Origin of the sequence: Rhizobium favelukesii (assembly GCF_000577275.2) — a bacterium.
GTDB classification, from domain to species: Bacteria; Pseudomonadota; Alphaproteobacteria; order Rhizobiales; family Rhizobiaceae; genus Rhizobium; species Rhizobium favelukesii.
In genome coordinates this window covers 43,493-62,185 of the sequence record NZ_HG916854.1, presented here as the reverse complement: position 1 = coordinate 62,185, position 18,693 = coordinate 43,493, and the positions used below count along the sequence as shown (strand labels likewise).

Genomic DNA, 18,693 nt, shown 5'->3' with positions numbered 1-18,693 from the left:
TGCCCAACGGGACGATGACGATGTCGTCGAGGTATCCAAGGACCGGCACGAAGACGGCCTCCCGCTTCGAGATGCCGCGATAAGTGGCTACGATATTTAGGGTCCCACACCAACGAATCTGCACATGTGGAGCATAATTCTCGACTTCTCACACCGCTCAGCGTTGGTCAGCAGCGCGGGCAGGTGTGGACTCGTTGATCACGTATAGCAGTTTGAATTCGGCGTCAGAAGTGTCACGTTCAATCCGACGTGATAGCTCATCGCTGCTCTCCTACGTCCTCAAAACCAAGGCGAGTGGTTACATCCGTCAAGGGAGCCACTCCTTCACGCAATTTCGTAGACAGAAATCTCTTCGTCAAACCCGCGTAGCCGCCGGCGGGAATGAATGATACCGACTTCGCGCCCCCCAAACAGCGCCCGGACGCCCGCGTCTTCCAGTACAGCTTCGGTAGCAACGATCTTCTCGCTGTCGGCCAGTCCTTGCACGCGGGATGCAATGTTCACTGTCTGCCCAAAATAATCCTGCCGTTCATTGAGGGTCACGGCAATGCAGGAGCCGGCATGTAGTCCTATCTTGAGGAGAATGTCTTCGCTGCCGTGCTGTGCATTGAGTTCGGTCATCGCCTTTTTCATGAGCAGTCCAGCCGCCATGCCATCGGACGGTGTGGGGAACGATGCCATGACCGCGTCGCCGATGGTCTTTACCACCGCCCCGGAATTCCGTGCGATGATATTGGTTAGCACAAGGAAATGTGCCCGGATCAGATCGAACGCTGCGAGATCGCCGACGCGCCTGTAAAGCGCCGTCGATCCCTTCAGGTCGGTGAACAGGAATGTCAGGCTGGTGATGCGGAAGTGCTGGTTAATGTCGAATACGTCTGTTTGGTATAGATCGCGGAACGTCTGGTGGCTGAGCAACCGCTTGGCGCTCAGAGACGGCACCCGTCGGCTGATGAGTTCGCGCAATGCGTCGCCCGCAAGCCACAGGATCGCATTGCACGTTGCCTTGTCCTGTTTTCCAGCGTGAGCTCAAACAGGCCCGGCGCCACCTCTATCTGAGCGCGTTCTTCCACTCCTTCGGCGAGAGCGATGGTCAGCATTTGTTGAGCATCCTGCAGTGTTCCAACGACGCGAAGCAGGGTCGAGCTGTGTGTTACCGGGTCGAAAACCACCACGAACCCCTCGGCCATCCGCAGCGTTCGGGTCGCGAACGAGCCGGCCGACAACTCGATCGCATCCAGCGCGGCTCCGTCGACCACCGGCCGAAGATCGGCAGGTAGATCACTCCCTGAACTCCAGTAGACCTGGCGGACGTAGTCCCACAGTGGCAGTGTATCCGGCTCGTGGGCAGAAATGGCACGCAATTTCGGGCTGACAGTAAAGGTCACCTCGACGCTGTCATCGAGCATCGTCTGACAGTCGGCAGCGCAGAGCCCACATCGGTAGTGCAGATCGTTTATTGCTTTAAGGGAATTAGCCGAATGGAGGATGCTGCCGCACCCACCGCAAACGACGTTCCAAGCCAGATCGACGATCCCGATTTGGGTAGCGTGAAGGAAGGCGCCGATGCAGGCCGTCTCGTCAAGGCCAACCTCCATGGCGAAAGCGAGCGGATTGATGCGGTTCACGCGGAAGTCCGACGCTTCGCACAAAAAAACGTTCGATGGCCTCCGAAGTCCGGCCATCGCAGCGTTGTTTCAGGATTGAAAATTGAGCCGGTGAGGCAATCATCCGATCAATCACCTTTCAGAGGCCGCCCTGACGAGGCATTCGCCCGTGTACCCAATAGGAACATCATCTTGGCGATCGGTCTCTCCGCTCATTACTCGAGCGCGCCACCTTCCGACTGAAGATTGCGGCCCCTCCCAGGAACAGAACGGCCGTGCCGAGATTCCATCCGAGGATCATTGCTGTGGCATCGAGCGGATGGAACATCGACAAGGCTGTCGCGGTGACTGCCGAAACGGCAAGGCTTCCCATGAGAATGACAGACGTTGGCCGGAGTGCAGCCGTGTAACGCAGCATCGCCAGCATCAAAAGCGACAGCGGCAGGCTGGTCAGGACGAGTGTGGCAACGCAACTCGATGCCGCTTCGACCGTAACTGCTCCCGGTGGTATAGGCACCCATCCTGCGAAGCATTGATAGCCGATTGTCGAGAGCCAGACGCCGAGCGGCGGGATGGGCAACAGAAGCCATCGGCGGGACCGGTCCGGCAGGCTGGCGAAGAAGGTGGCGAAGGTCGCAAGAACGCCCGTCAGTAGCGACGACATCATGTTGATGGCGAATACTGTGTCCTGCATGCGCTCAGTGAATTGCGGCCGCACGCCATGGCTGATCGTCATCAGCGCCATGATCGCCGCCGCGATGACGAGCCAGCCGGCGGCACGGACCAGCGGCGGCCGAAGACGCTTGACGGGGGTTGCATTGGTGGCGAGGGAGTGGATCAAGTCGGACGTCTCCATCACCAATCCCTCCGATCCGAGAGCAGGGCACGCAAATTCTGAAGTGCCCTATACGTTGCCATTTTCAGGGATGCCACTGACATCCCGGTAACATCGGACGCCTCCTTCAACGACATTTCCTTGAGTTTCAGGAGATCGACGGCCTTCTGCTGGATCGGCGGCAGCACTCTGATGGCTTCAGTCAGTTTGTGTTTGTCGAGCATGCCATTGTTTTCATCGGGCGCCGTTGCTGCTGCCTCGTGTTCGGCAGTGAGTGGCGCCTCGCGCTGCATTTGCCGACCACGGCGACGCAGCCGGTCGATGGCGCGACGATTGGCGATGCCGACGAGCCAGGGACCGAACGGACGCGAAGGGTCGTAGGTGTGCCTGATCGAGTGGAGGGTGAGCAAGATGTCCTGCACTGTATCTTCGATGTCCCAAGGGTCCCTATGCCACCGTCTGACCCGTGATCTGAGATATGGCGTGATTTCTTGAAGAAGACGGAGATAGGCCACGGTATCGCCATCCTGCGCACGCGCCATGAGAATAGTCCAGTCGAGGTCGCGTGATGCGGCGGTCTCCTCGTCCTGCAAACGATCTCTCTCTTTCGTTCGGGTGCGCGCTCCATCTGAGGTCACCACTGTAAGACGCTTGCGCTTTTCATCCTTCATCCCCGCACCCTCACAGGCGCGAGCCGGTTGACCATGATCTTACACCAGGACATTACCATCTCGACCCCGACGCACGGAAACCATTGACCATGCGTCTAAGCAAGTAATCGCCGGAAATTGCGCCGGGACCGATCGCGATGACGCCCAGGGCCAAAGCCGCCCAATAGAGGTGGAAGTTGGCCCAACCATCCGGAAACACCAGTTGGATCACGCCTGTCATGACCAACAGGCTGAGTGCGGCAAAGCGCGTCGCGAGGCCGAAGATCAACAGTATCGGCAATACGATCTCTGCAGTCGCGGTTAACAATGCGAGTTGGTCTGGTGCGGGAAGGACATATTCGCCGCCGAAGATATGAAGCCTGAACTGTTCCTCGAACAGAAACAGCGTGCCCGGCGAGAGGGACAGGAAACCGTCCCAGCGTGTGAGGCCGGAGCGAAGGAAGGGAAGCGCCAGGGCGATGCGCAACACCGGCGGTGCGATCCATCGTGTGATCATACTGATCTGGAGATGCGCTTGATGGATGGCCGTCACAATCCCGTTCAGCAGTGTCGGTTGCGAACTCATGCGATCTCCAACGACCGGATCGGCTGCGTATGGTAGCCGATGATTACACCTGACTCGATCATGCCACGGAGCGTGCCGGCAAGGTCGAAACGCGGACTGGCGGACTGCCCTTGCTTAAGGGCGTGGGCGATTGGCGAACCTGCCTGCAGAGCCTCCATGAAAGCGGCTGCACCCGCCGGCAGACGCCGAACCTCGACATCCGCCTCGGGACGAACAATGAGCGCATCCTCTCCGCCGTCGTCCAAGTCGATTTGCGCACGTTCGACGCCATCGATATTCACCTGCCAGATGCTCACGATCGGGAAAACTGACCTTACGATGCGGACGGACGGATGAAGGGCGAACCGTAGCGCTGGCAGGTCGCCTGGCGGCACCCGACTGAGAGCAGAAGACGGCAGCGGCGTTGCTTCGGTTGCGTGGTATGCTTCCACCCATGCTCGCTCGAGCCGGGCAGCATCCTCGAGATAGGGGAGCACCGCTGCGGGTTCGAAGCGTGCGATGAAGGTGGGAAAGCCAGATCCGTAGTCGAGCATGATCGGAGAGGCCGGCGGTTCTGCCAACACATACAAACGCGCCATGGCAGCGAAGAATTCCTCGCCAACAAGGCGGTGGACCATAGGATACGCCGCCTTCAGGGTCTCGATCAACCCGACCACGACATTGTTGCGGTAGACGGCGAACCGCTTGGCGCTTGGCAGTCCGTCCGGACCGACCAGACCTGAAGGAACCGGTATTTCCGGATTAAGCAGTGCTCTGGCGAAGTCGGCTTGCCGGTCGGCCAACCCGTTCATGCCAGCATCGTGTTCGGAGCCCGCCAAACTCGGAGTCAATTTGCGAATCGCGCCGGTCACGGGTGGTCTCCTCGATGGGGACGCTGAACAACGTTGGTCCAGAAGGCGCGAAGGCTGTCGACACCGCCGGCCGTTGAACTCCACAGGGTTGCGTCGCCAACCAAGAGCGTCCCCGCGAATGTGTCCGGCTTCGACTGCAGCAATGCGTCGAAGGAGGTGCGACCGTCAGCAGTGAATGGATGCGGTGGAGCCGCAGGGTCTATCTTCTGGCGCGCCAGCACATCGAGTTTCGGGATGGCCGCGTCCATGCGCTCGAAGTGGGGCAGATGGGGATGAAGATTGAAGGTGTCCACACCTGCGAGCAGATGAAGGCGGTCGAGAGATGCCTCGGCTTCGATGGGGAAAGGCGTGCCATCGGCCTCGGAGGCCGGACGCAGTCCAAACCTGTTTTCAACGGGAACGCCCAGACCGGCGAGCAACGAGCGCCCGAAGCCGCCAAACCCCTGTCGCGGCGGAATTGTCTTGTCACCATGATGCAAAAAGTCCGCAACTTGCCGGAAGATTGCTTTCTCATGCGAAACAGACGGTTCCTCGCCAATGTCGTGGTGGGGACAGACAAAAATGAGATGGTCCGGAATGGAGAGAAACGAGCAAACGAAAGTGATTTCGGCTTGGCTTGCCTGCTGAACGGTCCGGCGAGAATCGAAGCTGATAACGACGAGCGTGTCGGTACCTTTAAGATTTTCCGGGACTATGGGGGTAAGCCGTCCGTCCTCATCGACCCGCTCGATTTCGATAACCGGTGCGCAGGTTATCGCCTCGCTGAGCGTCACGGCGGCGAAGTTCTTCTTCACAATGTGATCAAGAAACCCAGCAATGCCCTGATCGAAGCGCGAAGGATCACTCAGTTCCTCGAACCGAGGGAAGAGCATGCGGCGGCTCTCGAAGAGCGCCGGAAAGCGATCCTCGATGACGTCGAGCGGAGCTTTCGCCTCGTCAGGCCGACTCCAGGCGTAATAAATCGCAACTCTCCGGGCTGGCATGCGCCTCCTCCAGTGTTAGCGCGCGTAGACGGGGATGGCTGCACGCTGGCGAATGTTGCCGATGTCGGCCATGATCAACTCCGCGCGTTCTGCTTCGGCCTTCAGTGTCGGCCACTCAGGCAGATTTGCATCCCATTCGATCAAGGTTGGAACCGGGCCGATGCACTCGATCGTATGGGCGAACAAACCCCAGACGGTCTCTGCAACCGGGCGATCGTGAGCGTCGATCAGCAGCGGGCGGCCTTCTTCGTCGACGTCGGGCGCGAACCCGGCCAGGTGGATCTCCTGCACATGAGAAAGCGGATAGGCATCGAGGTAGGCGATCGGGTTCCAGTTCTGATTGGTGCAGGCGACGTGAATGTTGTTGAGGTCCAGCAGAAGACCGCATCCGGTCCGTCGGACAATCTCCGCAATGAAATCGGTCTCTGTCCAGGTGCTTTCGGCGAAGGCCAGATAGGTGGAAGGGTTCTCCAGCAACATCTGGCGCCCAAGTGCTTCTTGCACCTGATCAACATGCTCCACGACGCGCATGAGTGTCTCGTCCGTATAGGGCAGAGGAAGCAGGTCGTTGAGAAAGCCGACGTCGTGGCTGGACCAGGCGAGATGCTCGGAGAACAGTGCCGGAGAGTAGCGATCGATCAACTCCGTGAGGCGAGCGAGATGATCCTTGTCGAGGGGCCGATCAGCGCCGATCGACAAGCCGACGCCGTGCAACGATAGCGGATAGCGTTCGCGGATGGCCGAGAGGTAGCGATGCGGTGGCCCGCCTGCGCCCATGTAGTTCTCTGCGTGCACCTCGAAGAAGCCGACATCGGGCGAGGTCTGCATGATCGTCCGGTAGTGCTCAGCCTTCAGGCCGACGCCCGCACGTTCCGGCATCATTGTCTGCGAGGATATAAATGTCCGTTCCGGCATGGCAATTACCTTGACTTATACAGGACCGATAAGTTGGGAAAGGCCGGGCCTTCGCGGCCCGGCCAGTAAGGCGTTTAGACCTTGGGCTTCAGGCTGCCGGCTCCATTCGGGGTCGAGATACCCGTGCAGGTGCCGGTCGGAACCAGCTTGAAGGCATTGCCTTGGTAGTCGGCGGCGCTGGTGCCCGCGCAGGTCGTGCCGGCGCCAGCAAAGCAATCGTTCTGGCCCTTGAGCGCGACGCCGAAGCAAGGCTCAACCTTGCCGGACTTTACCTTGACGGTGTTGCCGGCCTGGATTTTCTTCTGCTGCTCCGTGAAGTCCTGGGCATGGGCCGGGGCGACCGTAAGCGTACCGAAGGCGGCAGCGAAGGCGCCAGCTACCAGCGTAGAAATCAGACGATCAGACATATTGGTTCTCCTGAAGGTTAAGCCAGCGCTTTCGATTGCTGACTGCGACGGCCGGTTTCGACCTGTCTGTATGGAAGTTCGATGCAGGTTCCCCCGAGGTAACGCAGCTTCGGAGAAATATTTGTCTGGCCAATATTGATGCCCGGAGATGGTCGGCAAAAGCGGGGTTTGAGCCTCCAGACGCCCTATGCGGCTGGCTTCGACGCAATCACCGTGCTCGGATGCAGTTCGGGTTCTGCGGCCAGCAACTCGGGCACGGTCGCGAAAATCTGGCTTGCGGCGCTGCCCGTCATATGGGCGTTGAGGCTTCCTTCGCTGTCGAAGAGGTCGACGAGGTAGATCGTGTCCGCACTGGCGTTCGAGTGCAGGACGAGCCAGAGCGTCGTGCCTGCTTCCGCCTCGACCGCGGGCAGTGCTGCCGCGATTCTTTTTGCTGCTTCCTCGCCCAGGCCCGGCTTGGCCTTGAACACGACGACGCCCGCTATTCTTGTCATGGATGAATTCCTTTCTTTGGCGTTCGCTGGGGAGCCCGGAGAGGTAACGCGGGATCAGACGAATGCGCCGATCTGGTCTTCCGCTTCATGAGCCAGGAGGACACTTTTGGCTCGTAATGGAACCTGTCGCAGTTCCCTATTCGGGCTTCGATCGCCGGCACGCTCGCAGATCCACGACGGACGACCAGAACCAGGATCAGCGCCGCAATGGGGATCACGCTGCCCATCCCTGCGCTCAGAACCGCCTCGCCGACGAACGCGCCGATGTTTTTCGATGAGGCAAGTGGCCGTGACCTCAAACGGCAGTGTTCGACCTCCCATGCGGACCTTGGTCCGGATCCGCGTGTCCCAATGACGCTGAATACGCTTGCAGGGTGACGTGCGCTTTCGTTGGGCGTCGCGATCCGGCAGACAAGGCCCTGCTCATGGCGAAGGCCGCACAACGTGACCATGCGTCAGGACGGCGCGTTCGACGCCGGTACTACAACCGCAAGCTGAACGACAGGTCCTCCCGATCGTAGGAACGGTAGTTGCCGTCGGTCCTGGACGGACGAGACGATTCCGCCCTTTTCCCAGATGACGCGAGTGATCCGCTGCAGTCCTTCATCGTCGGGAAAGTCCCACATGAACGCATGGCCATCAGTGAAGTAGATAGCATCGTAGTCGGCCGGATTGATGTCGTTCGGGTGGGCGGTCGTGGATAACAGTGCCATTCGCTTCGGATCGTCGAGCTACTCCTTCGCCGCTGCGCCCAGAAGCGGCCATTTAAGTGCGCGTGGTTCCAGAGCCGAGACGCCACCTTTGGGGCTGACGATACGTTGCTCGTATCCAATGGCGGCGAAGACGTCGTGGGGGTGAGTCAGCTCGGAGAGCCATAAGCCGGTCGGATGCGCAGGATCGGGCGAAATGGGAAACGGTGCTGACCACGTGCAAATTGCGTTTCACCGTTTCCCCTCCTTCGCTCAATGACGAGCAGTCATAACCTTGAACCTCACCTGAAGGTCAACCGAAAAACGCTCGTCAGCCTCCAGGTTTCTGAGCGAAACAAGCTCGATCGCGTCATGGAAAAGGGATGTCACTATCGTCACCCCGGAGGCCTCGCCCCTAGGCGCCGTGCCAGACCATCGAAGACGCCGAGGCTTCATGCGGCGATCGCTCAAAAAAATGAGCCGAAATATGCTGTTGCAAGTCGAGGGCACGACAAGAAAATTACGTGCCGAGCGTCCTAAATATTAGGACGCTAATTTCTTCAGCATTTCCCCGATCGACCGCGGCGAAATTTCGTCTTTGGATTCAATGTTTAAGTGACGGCGCTGCAGGTTTCGAACCAGAGTATGGGGCATAATGCCTACTTTTTCAGCATAAGAATTAATGCATCAAAAATCTTGCAGAACGCCTGACAATCATGGGACAAAGACCTGCGAGTAGAAGCGGTCTGAACCTTGGTTCTGGACATTGCTCGACGGGTGAATCTGTCGAGGAGATGTTCAAATGCGAGGGAAATTTCATTATCCCGCCCTGGGACTCGTGGAGATCGACGCCGCATCTGACGAACTTCGCTCACACCGCTGCTTTGCGTGTCTGAGCAGCAAGCGTCCCGCAAAGCGCGATTACGCGATTGCCAGGCTCGTCGCGGATGGCTTCGATCCAGAGCGCATCGCCAATCTCTATCCGTTCTTAAAAACAGAACACTAACTGCGAAAGGTCGACCCATGCCTCGCACCAAGCTTGTCTTCTATGCACTGGCCGCAACCCTTTCTGCCGGCGCGGCATGTGCCGCCGACAAGGTGATCTTTCAGCTCGATTGGCTGCCTGGTGGTGACAAGGCGCCGATCTATGTCTGCATCCACGAAGGCTTCTGTTCGAAGGCCGGTCTGGACGTGGAGATTGCCTCGGGTCGTGGCTCGACCGATGCGATCTCGCGCCTTGCCGCCGCGTCCTCTGACATCGGTGTTTCCGATATCGGCGCCCTGATGGCTGCGCGCGCCAATGAAGGTGTGAAGGTCACCGCCGTCATGTCGCTGTTCAACAAGGGACCACATGCCTTCTACGTCGCCAAGGGCGGCTCGATCGCAAGCGTTGCGGACGTCAAGGGCAAGACGATCGCGACGTCGCCTTTCACGTCCTCGAATGTCTATCTGCCACTGGTGCTCCAGGATGCCGGTATCGACATGGCGGATGTGAAGCTCATCAAGGCCGATCCCGGCGCGCTCGGCCCCATGCTGATGACCGGCCATGCCGATGGCATCATCGCGTGGATGACGGACCTGACGCGCTACAGCAACCAGGGCAAGGAAGCCGGCAAGGAGATCGTTGCATTGCCGTGGTCCGCGGCAGGCCTTGAGCTCTATTCTGCATCTCTCATCGCCAGCGACGATTTCCTTGCCAAGCGTCCGCAGGTCGCCGCCCGCTTCGTCGCGGCCTACAAGAAGTCCGTCGAGTTCGCCAAGGGGAATCCGACGAAGGCCGCCGAGGCGGTAACCGCCATCGTCCCGGAGCTCGGCTCCGAAGATGTGGAAGGATCGCTCAAGGACACGTTGCCGCTCATCTTCAACGAGGTGACGGAGAAGGATGGCATTGGGGTTTTCGAAATCGCCCGCCTCGCCGAGACCTGGCGCCGCGTCTCCCAAGCGCAGGACATCGATCCGGCCAAGCTCGATCCCGAAACCGTGGTCAACCGCACGTTGGCCGCAACGGAGTAACCGCCATGGCGATGCCCGCTATCCGCTTCGACAAGCTGGGCCAGGTCTTCAAGACCCGGTCCGGACCCACCGAAGCGCTGCGCGACGTCAGTTTCGATGTGGCACGGCATGAGTTCGTCTCGATCCTTGGCCCTTCGGGATGCGGGAAATCGACCCTGCTGCGAATGATCGCCGGCCTGTTGAAGCCGACATCCGGCTCGGTGGCCGTCTTCGGTCTGCGGGTGGAAGCTCCGCGTGACGACATCGGTATCGTCTTCCAGAAGCCGACGCTGCTTCCCTGGGCGAATGTCGAAGACAATGTCGTGTTCCCAGCGCGCCACAAGACCGGCAGGGTGACGCCAAAGGACCGCGAGCGGGCGGGCGAACTGTTGAAGATGGTCGGGCTCTCCGGCTTCGAGAAGCGCCTTCCGGAGGAACTCTCCGGCGGCATGCAACAGCGCGTTGGTATTGCCCGCGCGCTCCTCATGGACCCGGACATCCTCTTGATGGACGAACCCTTCTCGGCGCTGGATGCCCTGACGCGCGAGGTGATGGGCTTTGATCTGCTGCGCATCTTCTCCGAGCGTCCCAAAACCGTGGTCTTCATCACGCATTCCGTCAGCGAGGCGGCGCTGCTGTCGGACCGCGTGTTGGTGATGACCGAAAGGCCAGGCTCGATCCTGACCGAAGTCACCGTTCCCGTCGGCCGCACGCGCAGCCCCGAAACTGCAAAGGACAAGGCGATCCATGACCTCTCCGATTACCTCCGCGATCTCCTCCTCAACCGTCACGCGGCATGACGTCGTGCAGAGCGGAAAGCCGGTCGCCCCGCTCAAGCACGTGCTAACATTGCCGGGCATCACGACTGTGGCAGCCTTGGTCGGTGCTGTCCTGTTGTGGGAAGGGGCAGCATGGCTTCTGTCGATCCCGACCTATCTGCTGCCCGCCCCGAGCGCCATCCTTGGCTCGTTCTCGTCTATCGGCTTCGAACGCTGGGCGGGTCACATCGCTGCGACGCTGCGCGTGGCACTCATCGGCTACGCTATGTCTATTGCCATCGCCATTCCGCTCGCGGTCTTCATGATGCGCTCGCCGTTCCTATCGCGAACGCTCTATCCGCTGCTAGTCGTCGTGCAGTCGACGCCGGTGGTTGCGATTGCGCCCATCATCATCGTGGTGCTCGGGGCCGGCGATGCGCCGCGCATCGTCATCGCTTCTCTCATCACGTTTTTCCCGATTGTCGTCTCCACGGCAACGGGCCTTGCGGCAACCCCACCGGAACTCATCGAGCTGTCGCGCAGCTTGCGCGCCACGGGCCTGCGCGAGATCACCCAGATCCGCCTGCCCTTTGCGGTACCCTACATCTTCTCGGCCCTGAAAATCTCGATCACGCTTGCCGTCATCGGCGCCGTGGTTGCGGAGTTCTGCGCGTCGGAAGCTGGCGTCGGCTATTTCATTCAGCTGTCGACGTCGCTGTTCAAGCTTCCACAAGCTTGGGCCGGGCTGCTGGGTGCTCGCCGCAATGTCGCTCCTGCTGTTTCAGGCCGTCGTTTTGACACAGAAGCTCCTCTTTCCCTGGAGCGTGCCGAAAAACGGCTGAACCCACCCCGGAGTAGAAGCAGTCGGGCACCACCCGGACATTGCTCCTCAACCGCCGGTTCGCCGGCATTGACCCAGGAGAATGGCATGAATATCCAGACAGACACACTCGCCGAACTGGCCAAGGAAGCGATCATCGGTGGCGTGGGCACAACGGTCGACCGGGAAATCCCCGTCATCGACCTTGCGGATTTCGACAACCGCAAGCACGAGATCGCCGACGCGCTCTGGCAGGCGTCGGTCGAGATCGGTTTCTTCCAGGTCTACAATCACGGCATCGACCAGGACGATATCGACGCGGCCTTCGACACGGCATGGACGTTCTTCGAACTGCCGACGGAGGTGAAGGCGAAAACGCCGATGCCGAAGGGCATCAATGCCGGCTGGGAATTCAAGGCGCAGGTCCGCCCCTCCACCGGCACGCCGGATAACAAGGAAAGCTTCCAGATTACCCGGCCGGACATGATCCGCCTGAACCTGTGGCCGAGCGAAGACGACCTTCCGACCTTCCGAGACAAGATGCTGCGCTTCGAGCGCCAGAACTGGGAACTCGGCATGCGCATTCTCTCCTGCTTTGCGTTGACGATGGGCTTCACCGAGGACTTTTTCACGAAGGCGCATGATCCGTCTTCGGACCAATATCAGTCGACGCTGCGTCTCATCCACTACATGTCGATGGAAGGCGCCAAGCCGGAGGACTTCACGTCGTGGCGTGCCGGCGCCCATTCGGATTTCGATTGCCTGACCATCCTTCACCAGAAGGAAGGCGAAGGCGGGCTTCAGGTGTGCCCGGGCAAGGATGCCGCCCTGCATGAATGGACGGATGTTCCGCCGCGCAAGGGCTACATTACCTGCAACATCGGCGACATGCTGATGCGCTGGTCGGATGACCAGCTGCAGTCGACGCTGCACCGGGTACGCATGCCGCGCGAGGATGAGTATATGGGACGCCGCCTGTCCCTGCCCTTCTTCTGCCAGGCAAACCGTGATGCCATCATGCAGGGGCCGCTCGGCAAATATGAAGCGATCACGGCCGGCGAATACCTGACCCGGCGCATCAACGCCAATTTCGCCAAGAAGTGACGTTGAAGATGGTCCGCTGCGGTGACATCGTGGAACAGTCAATCCGACTCCCGTCAGGCAATGGACCAATCACGCTTCATGGACGCGCGCTGCGCTACATCGACGAGGTGGCCCGACAGGGCTCCATTCGCAAGGCGGCGAAGAGATTGAATGTCGCCGCCTCTGCGGTGAACCGCTACATTCTGGAGCTTGAGGAAGAGCTGCAGGCGCCCATCTTCGAGCGCCTGCCGCGCGGCCTGAAGCTCACGAGTTCCGGCGAGATCCTGATCCAGCACATTCGCGAGACCCTTCAGGCGCATCAGCGGATGCGGGCACAGATCCAGTCCCTCAAAGGGCTCAATCGCGGCGAGGTGGTGCTGGCGACCATGGCGACACTTGCTGCCGGCCGGATTGCCGAGATCGTTGCCGCCTACCGCGAAAAGCATCCCCAGGTCAGCCTACGGATCATGGTTGGCGACAGGACGACCGTCGCGGAGATGGTGGCGCTCGGTCAGGCCGATCTCGCCATCGCCTATAACCTGTCGGACGATACCCGCTTGCAACGTGCCGCTGAATTCCGCCATGCGCTGGGAGCGGTCGTCGCACCTGGCCACCCACTCGCGACGCGCAAGACTGTGCGCATGTCGGACTGTCTCCTCTATCCGCTGGTTCTGGCGGATCGATCGCTGTCGCTGCGCGAGGTCGTCGAGGCAACCGCGCCGGCGCGTGCTAGCCTTGTTCCTGTCGTTGAGACCAATTCGATGGAACTGATGAAGCGCCTTGCCAAGACAACCCCGCATATCACCTTCCTCAACCGGCTCGACGTCGACCGAGAAATGGCGTCCGGCGACCTCGTCTTCATCCCGCTGACGGGAACCGGCTCGCTGCAAAGGCTCAATATCCTCCACCGCGCCCGCGGCTCGCTTTCGCCTGCCGGCAGCCATTTCATGCAATTCGCGCAGGAGCGTCTGCTCGCCTCGTTCGACGAGAGTGGAACGCTTTAGCAACCATCCGATAGAGACTCCCGCCATGAACGATCTTTCCATGTTTCCACGCCTTGCCGCCCGTCTGGCGAGAGCAGAACGCATCCGTCTCACAAAGGCGCGCGTGCCGGTGGCGCTGCTTTGCGATGGCATGCCTGTTGACGCAGAGATGGACCGCGACGGTTCGGCTCTCGTCAATATTCTGATCGAGGATGGCAGGGTCGGCGCCATAACGCCCGCCGTTGCCGATAGCAGCGACGATGCAGTCGCTCTGGACGGCCGCCATGTCTGGCCACTTCTGGTCGACGCCCACGCTCATCTCGACAAAGGTCACACTCTGGGACGGGCGCCGGATTCTGGCGGCACACACCCCGGCGCGCGCTCTGCAACGACGGCAGACCGCCTTGCCCACTGGACTGCCGACGACCTTGTGCGACGGATGGAATTCGGCCTTGCTACGGCCGACGCTCATGGCGTGGCAGCCATTCGCACTCATCTCGACAGTCACGAGGGGCAGGCGGAGATCACCTGGAACGTGTTTGCCGAAGCTCGCGAACGCTGGAAGGGCCACATCCTTTTGCAGGCTGCCGGCCTCGTCCCGCTCGATGCCTATCGCGGTGACTATGGCGCTCGCCTTGCCGATATCGTTGCCGGCCATGGCGGCTTGCTCGGCGGCGTGACGCGCGCCTCCGGGGGCACGCATGCCTCGGGCCTTGACGATATCGACCTGCTGCTCGACCGGCTGTTTGCGCTGGCGAAGGAGCGGGAACTGGATGTCGACCTGCATGTCGACGAGGCGGCACAGGCCGATACGCTGCCGCATGTTGCGCGCGCCGCCATCCGCCATGGCTACGAGGGTCGCGTGACGTGCGGTCACTGCTGCTCGCTTGCACTGTTGAAGGAAGAGGAGTTGCGCGACAGGATCGCCCTGATCGCCGATGCCGGCGTTTCGATTATCACGTTGCCAACCGTCAACATGTATCTCCAGGACCGCCAAGGTGGCCGCACGCCGCGCTGGCGCGGGGTAACGCCCGTGCAGGAGATGCGGGCGGCCAGCATTCCGGTAGCAGTCGCCGGCGACAATTGCCGTGACCCGTTCTTTGCCTATGGCGATCACGACATGCTCGACACCTGGCGGCAATCGGTGCGCATCTTGCATCTCGACCACCCTTACGCGGATGCGACCGCGCTTGCCGGACCGGCACCGGCCGGCATTTTGGGCATCGACACCGGCAGGATCGGCGTCGGGCGTCCCGCAGACCTGATGATCCTGGAAGCATGGAGCCTTGACCAGGTCGTTGCCCGCCCGCATTCCGACCGCGTCATCCTCCGCCGCGGCCTCTATGCCAATAGGGCATTACCCTCCTACAGCATGCTCGGCGATTTCCAGCTGGCCTAAGCGGTAGCGTCGCCTTAACTTGGTTGGGGCACAGCATGGCCACCATGGTTCCAGTTTATGCCGCGGTCGACAGGGTGATCTCGCGCCACGTGTTCATGGCGGCGTTTCGTTTTTGCGATGTTCGGCAGTGTTGGTCCGGTCGCGGTGAAGATCGAGATGAAGGAACGCTGGCGCGCGCGCCCAGAGAGGACCTGGCCGATCAAGGCGCCTTTCGCGGGCGCCGGTATGGCAGCCGCTATGGCAGATGGAAGGATGAATAGCCAAATTGGCGAAGAGATACCCGTATTTTCCCTGGAGAACATTTCGGTCAGCGCCGGATGGCCGTTTGTCTGTGGAAAGGCCATGACTCGATCGGGTAATCCTTTCAAATTGCGAGAGAGATGACCGTCGCCCCTGCACAGATCAGAAGGCAGCGTCGCCTTAACATTTGCGGCGGTGTTTACAGGCAGGAGCCCGAACCCGCCGACCGATGTTATGACGCACCGCTACAAGCGTCATGGTTTTTCCCGCTGAGATTATAGCGCATGCTGTGTGGCTCTACTTCCGCTTTCCACCTGCGTCACGTTGAAGATCTGCTGGCTGAGCGAGGCATTGGAGTTTCGTTCCAGACACTCGCGGGATGGGCTGCCAAGTTCGGCCGGAAATATGCCCGTGCCATCCGGCTGCGCTCCAGGGGAAGTTTTGCCGACAGATGGCATCTGGACGAAATGGTCGTTGCTATCAAGGGCAACAAATACTGGCTGTGGCGCGCCATCGATGCCAATGGTTATGTCTCGATGCTCTGATCCAAAGCCCCCGCAACAAGAAGGCGGCCTTGAAGCTAATGCGAAAGCTCCTGGAGGGCCAGTGCGTCACACCGCGTGTCATGATCACCGATAAGTCAGATCCTACGACGCAGCCTGGCTGAACCAGCGGGGCCTATTTCAACATCCAGTTATTATCCGCCATGTCCTCATCTCGACTTTGTACATTATGCAGCGAAGCAAAGTGCTTGTGTCATCCGCTTGAGGCGGCTTGGTTGAGTTTCAGGAATGTCCGGGTCTGGCGGGTGCTGTCGATAAATATCCTGATCCCACAGGATCATGCGAACCGCACCGATGGCATCGGAGAAGGTGAACTCTGTTTTCTTGTACCAGGCGGCGGCATAGGGAAGGACGCCATGACCGAGCAGATCGCATGCCCAGAGTGTGACGAGGCTGTAGAGCGCCAGCAGCGACGGGGTCGTGCGCATGATGGCTTTGTCGTTCCACTGCCGTTGGGTTTCCACGCCAAGATGCGCTCGCGTTTCGGCGAAGGTGACCTCGATCTGCCAGCGCCGAACGAAATAGGCAATGATCTGAGCGGGCTCAAGGTTGACGTTGGTGCTCATGAACGCCTGGGGTTCACGACGGCCTGATGGATCGCGAACGAGAACCCAGCGAATTGGTCTTGGGGGCGTTCCACGCCGATACCAGAGGCCGGTTCCTGATGTGACATCAAGGGTTTTGTCGGTTTGCTTGCCGTACCAGGACGATGCGACGATGCGCTGCCACTCGGTCTTTGCGTCTTTGAGGAGCGTTTTCAGTTTCGGCAATGGCCTGCCTTTTTGCGCCGGTCGCCCGAGCGTATGTTCGTGCCGTTGATCTGGTGGAGCAAAGAGACTGGCATCCAGACGCAACCGCGTGATGAGAGTGGCCGTGTCGGGAAGAGCCGCAGCCAGTGTATGAACGGCAAAGCTGCTATCGCCGACAAAGATGATTTCGCGGCCCGGCAGCCAGCGGCAAAGCTGCAAGACGCCTTGCCTTGCCCAATCAGTCAGCAGCTTGTGCTTTCGGCCCTTCTTCTGATCATGGCGCTCAGAGGGACACAGGATCGTCAGCACCGGCAGGGCTTTAATACATTTTGCCCATGGGACAGGTGAAAGAACCATGAAGCTCAACCATCTCAAGCCGCTGGCCTTGACAAAGTGGCCATGGCTGGAGCGCACCGGGTCACGATAAATTCCACGCGCGGCGATGCGTTGGCCCCAACGCCGTTCGATTGTATCATCCATGCCAATCACGACAGGGCCCTCGGGCACGAGCCGGGCAACAATGATGGACAGCAGACGGGCCGCCAACGTGCGAGGGTTCCAGCGGGCTCGGTTGAGGAGTTGATGATAGGCGGCAAAATTACTTACCTCCGCGCGTCCGGTGATGCGCAGGCAGGCCGTCACCGTTCGCTTGCCAGGCGAAAGGAGCGCACCCATCACCAGGACCAGCAGATGCTCCCAGCTTGGCGCGGTAAACCAGAAACGAAACGGCGACAGCCATTTGCGAAGGATGTGGGGGACCGCGTCTCCCGGCTCACGGCTACAATCATGTTGTTCGCTCATCCATTCGTTCGAATCCGATCAAACGAATGGCGCAAGGCCGGGACCCTGCGGCGAATTGATTCACCCAGGGCTGCTCAGATGCCCCCGAAATCACCACCGATTTTGTACAAAGTCGAGCTCATAATTACCTCTTTCCTTGCCGCGTACGCGCTGAAAAATCGGCCGAATGCTCGCTCAACCAGGCGCTCCCGCTCGTGAGTCAGATTACAACGAGCACACCGAAGTTCGCTCGACCAGTTTACAGGGCATAACGCGACTGCTCGGACGAGCCTTGCTTCCCGCCACCACGCTATTCAACAATTCCGCCCCTTCCAGACCTAAATCGTAATAAGGCAAGGCCGCAGTGGTCAGTTCCGGCTTCAGCGCCAAGGAAACCGTCCGGAAATCGTCAAAGCCGACAATACTGACATCCTCGGGGATGCGGAGACCCAACGCCATGGCCGCGATGTAGATTTGGATCGCCATTTCGTCGTTGCCGCTCATGATCGCGGTCGGTCGATCCTTTTGTTGAAGCATCTCGGTGGCGGCAGCAAAAACGTAGTTCTTCTCTGCTCCTACCGGTCCTTCCATCCCGAGACGGATAGTCAGATCGCTCTCTGCAAGGCCGAAGTCCCCGGCGGTTTTGCGGAATGCATCGAGCCGCAGCTCCGCGCCAAGCAAAATGGGATTGAGCCGGATGTAGCCGATCTTTCGATGGCCCCTTTCAAGCAGATAGCGTGTCAGATCCTGAGCACCCTGGTAGTCATCGGGTTCGATCGATGGCAACAACTCGCTCGTTTGAGGCCGACAGTTGATCATCACCGTGGGGATGCTGACATCGCCGGTTTCGGGGTCAATGATGCGATGGTACATCGTTATGTAGAGAACACCGTCGATGCGATGCGATTGGAACATTCTCCAAATTTTAATTTCCTGCTCGAACGCACCGCCGGTGTTTGCCATCAGGATGGTTTTGCCGTTAACATTAGCCCAATCCTGTATCCCGCGAACGATATCCACTGAATATGGCGTCGTCGACACGTAGTCAGCGATTATGCCAAATGTGTTGGAGCGACTTGAGCGTATTTGGCGCGCGGCCATATTGGGTACGTATCCGAGGTCTCGAATTGCCCTTTCTACCCTCTCCCTCGTTTCCTCGGTCACATATGGTTCGCCGTTAATGACCCGAGACACGGTTTTGTTGGAAACCCCCGCCACTTTCGCGACGCTGACTATGCTGACCATACCCGCTTCTCTCCTTGTTGGGGTCCCTTTTAAAGCAAGCTCATGACAACGTCGACATATTTCT

At 59.8% G+C, this 18,693-nt stretch carries 17 protein-coding genes and 4 pseudogenes; 9 read left to right on the top strand and 12 right to left on the bottom strand.

Going from position 1 to position 18,693, the window contains the following annotated elements; all coding sequences use genetic code 11:
• Positions 1 to 324: 324 nt before the first annotated feature.
• The 10 genes and pseudogenes from LPU83_RS75895 to LPU83_RS60200 form a co-directional block, all read right to left on the bottom strand.
• Positions 325 to 1,731, bottom strand: a pseudogene (locus LPU83_RS75895) (DUF5939 domain-containing protein).
• A 63-nt stretch (positions 1,732 to 1,794) separates the two neighbouring features.
• A complete protein-coding gene (locus tag LPU83_RS60240) occupies positions 1,795 to 2,463 on the bottom strand; it encodes an NrsF family protein (protein WP_176703592.1) in 669 nt (222 codons plus the stop codon).
• Positions 2,463 to 3,113 (bottom strand): sigma-70 family RNA polymerase sigma factor, encoded by a 651-nt coding sequence (locus LPU83_RS60235; RefSeq protein WP_024316414.1) that lies wholly within the window; start codon positions 3,111 to 3,113, stop codon positions 2,463 to 2,465. The genes LPU83_RS60240 and LPU83_RS60235 overlap by 1 nt, the downstream gene beginning before the upstream one ends.
• Positions 3,114 to 3,165: 52 nt before the next feature.
• Entirely contained in the window at positions 3,166 to 3,609 is a 444-nt protein-coding gene (locus LPU83_RS60230; RefSeq protein ID WP_425301961.1) for a DoxX family protein, read from the bottom strand.
• Between the two features lie 65 nt (positions 3,610 to 3,674).
• Positions 3,675 to 4,469: an HvfC/BufC N-terminal domain-containing protein gene (locus LPU83_RS60225; RefSeq protein ID WP_024316416.1), complete on the bottom strand. Its 795-nt coding sequence runs from the start codon at positions 4,467 to 4,469 to the stop codon at positions 3,675 to 3,677.
• 56 nt (positions 4,470 to 4,525) lie between these two features.
• Positions 4,526 to 5,512, bottom strand: a complete 987-nt coding sequence (locus tag LPU83_RS60220) for a hypothetical protein (protein WP_024316417.1) — start codon at positions 5,510 to 5,512, stop codon at positions 4,526 to 4,528.
• A 15-nt stretch (positions 5,513 to 5,527) separates the two neighbouring features.
• On the bottom strand, positions 5,528 to 6,427 hold the full coding sequence (gene bufB / locus LPU83_RS60215) for an MNIO family bufferin maturase (RefSeq protein ID WP_024316418.1): 900 nt from the start codon (positions 6,425 to 6,427) through the stop codon (positions 5,528 to 5,530).
• A gap of 74 nt (positions 6,428 to 6,501) precedes the next feature.
• Complete coding sequence (locus LPU83_RS60210) at positions 6,502 to 6,834, bottom strand: BufA1 family periplasmic bufferin-type metallophore (protein WP_024316419.1); 333 nt, start codon at positions 6,832 to 6,834, stop codon at positions 6,502 to 6,504.
• Between the two features lie 185 nt (positions 6,835 to 7,019).
• Positions 7,020 to 7,328, bottom strand: coding sequence for a putative quinol monooxygenase (locus LPU83_RS60205; RefSeq protein WP_024316420.1), 309 nt, complete (start codon positions 7,326 to 7,328; stop codon positions 7,020 to 7,022).
• A gap of 545 nt (positions 7,329 to 7,873) precedes the next feature.
• A pseudogene (locus LPU83_RS60200) lies at positions 7,874 to 8,273 on the bottom strand (type 1 glutamine amidotransferase family protein); the annotation flags it as partial.
• A gap of 546 nt (positions 8,274 to 8,819) precedes the next feature.
• Here LPU83_RS60200 and LPU83_RS60195 point away from each other — a divergent pair.
• The 9 genes and pseudogenes from LPU83_RS60195 to LPU83_RS60155 all read left to right on the top strand — a co-directional run.
• Entirely contained in the window at positions 8,820 to 9,023 is a 204-nt protein-coding gene (locus LPU83_RS60195; RefSeq protein ID WP_024316423.1) for a hypothetical protein, read from the top strand.
• Between the two features lie 17 nt (positions 9,024 to 9,040).
• A complete protein-coding gene (locus tag LPU83_RS60190) occupies positions 9,041 to 10,030 on the top strand; it encodes an ABC transporter substrate-binding protein (protein ID WP_024316424.1) in 990 nt (329 codons plus the stop codon).
• A 5-nt stretch (positions 10,031 to 10,035) separates the two neighbouring features.
• Positions 10,036 to 10,809 (top strand): ABC transporter ATP-binding protein, encoded by a 774-nt coding sequence (locus tag LPU83_RS60185; RefSeq protein WP_024316425.1) that lies wholly within the window; start codon positions 10,036 to 10,038, stop codon positions 10,807 to 10,809.
• A gap of 4 nt (positions 10,810 to 10,813) precedes the next feature.
• Positions 10,814 to 11,609 (top strand): annotated as a pseudogene (locus tag LPU83_RS60180) (ABC transporter permease).
• A gap of 86 nt (positions 11,610 to 11,695) precedes the next feature.
• Positions 11,696 to 12,691, top strand: a complete 996-nt coding sequence (locus LPU83_RS60175; RefSeq protein WP_024316426.1) for an isopenicillin N synthase family dioxygenase — start codon at positions 11,696 to 11,698, stop codon at positions 12,689 to 12,691.
• A gap of 2 nt (positions 12,692 to 12,693) precedes the next feature.
• Complete coding sequence (locus tag LPU83_RS60170; protein WP_024316427.1) at positions 12,694 to 13,674, top strand: LysR family transcriptional regulator; 981 nt, start codon at positions 12,694 to 12,696, stop codon at positions 13,672 to 13,674.
• 25 nt (positions 13,675 to 13,699) lie between these two features.
• On the top strand, positions 13,700 to 15,052 hold the full coding sequence (locus LPU83_RS60165; RefSeq protein WP_024316428.1) for a cytosine deaminase: 1,353 nt from the start codon (positions 13,700 to 13,702) through the stop codon (positions 15,050 to 15,052).
• Positions 15,053 to 15,087: 35 nt separating this feature from the next.
• On the top strand, positions 15,088 to 15,312 hold the full coding sequence (locus LPU83_RS60160; RefSeq protein ID WP_141652583.1) for a hypothetical protein: 225 nt from the start codon (positions 15,088 to 15,090) through the stop codon (positions 15,310 to 15,312).
• A gap of 214 nt (positions 15,313 to 15,526) precedes the next feature.
• Positions 15,527 to 15,952 (top strand): annotated as a pseudogene (locus LPU83_RS60155) (IS6 family transposase); the annotation flags it as partial.
• Between the two features lie 70 nt (positions 15,953 to 16,022).
• On the opposite strand, the gene LPU83_RS60150 reads toward LPU83_RS60155, so the two are convergent.
• Entirely contained in the window at positions 16,023 to 17,405 is a 1,383-nt protein-coding gene (locus tag LPU83_RS60150; RefSeq protein WP_037068948.1) for an IS701 family transposase, read from the bottom strand.
• A 204-nt stretch (positions 17,406 to 17,609) separates the two neighbouring features.
• Positions 17,610 to 18,629 carry a LacI family DNA-binding transcriptional regulator gene (locus LPU83_RS60145; protein WP_024318641.1) on the bottom strand — a complete coding sequence of 340 codons (1,020 nt, stop codon included), beginning with the start codon at positions 18,627 to 18,629 and terminating at the stop codon, positions 17,610 to 17,612.
• Between the last annotated feature and the right edge of the window lie 64 nt (positions 18,630 to 18,693).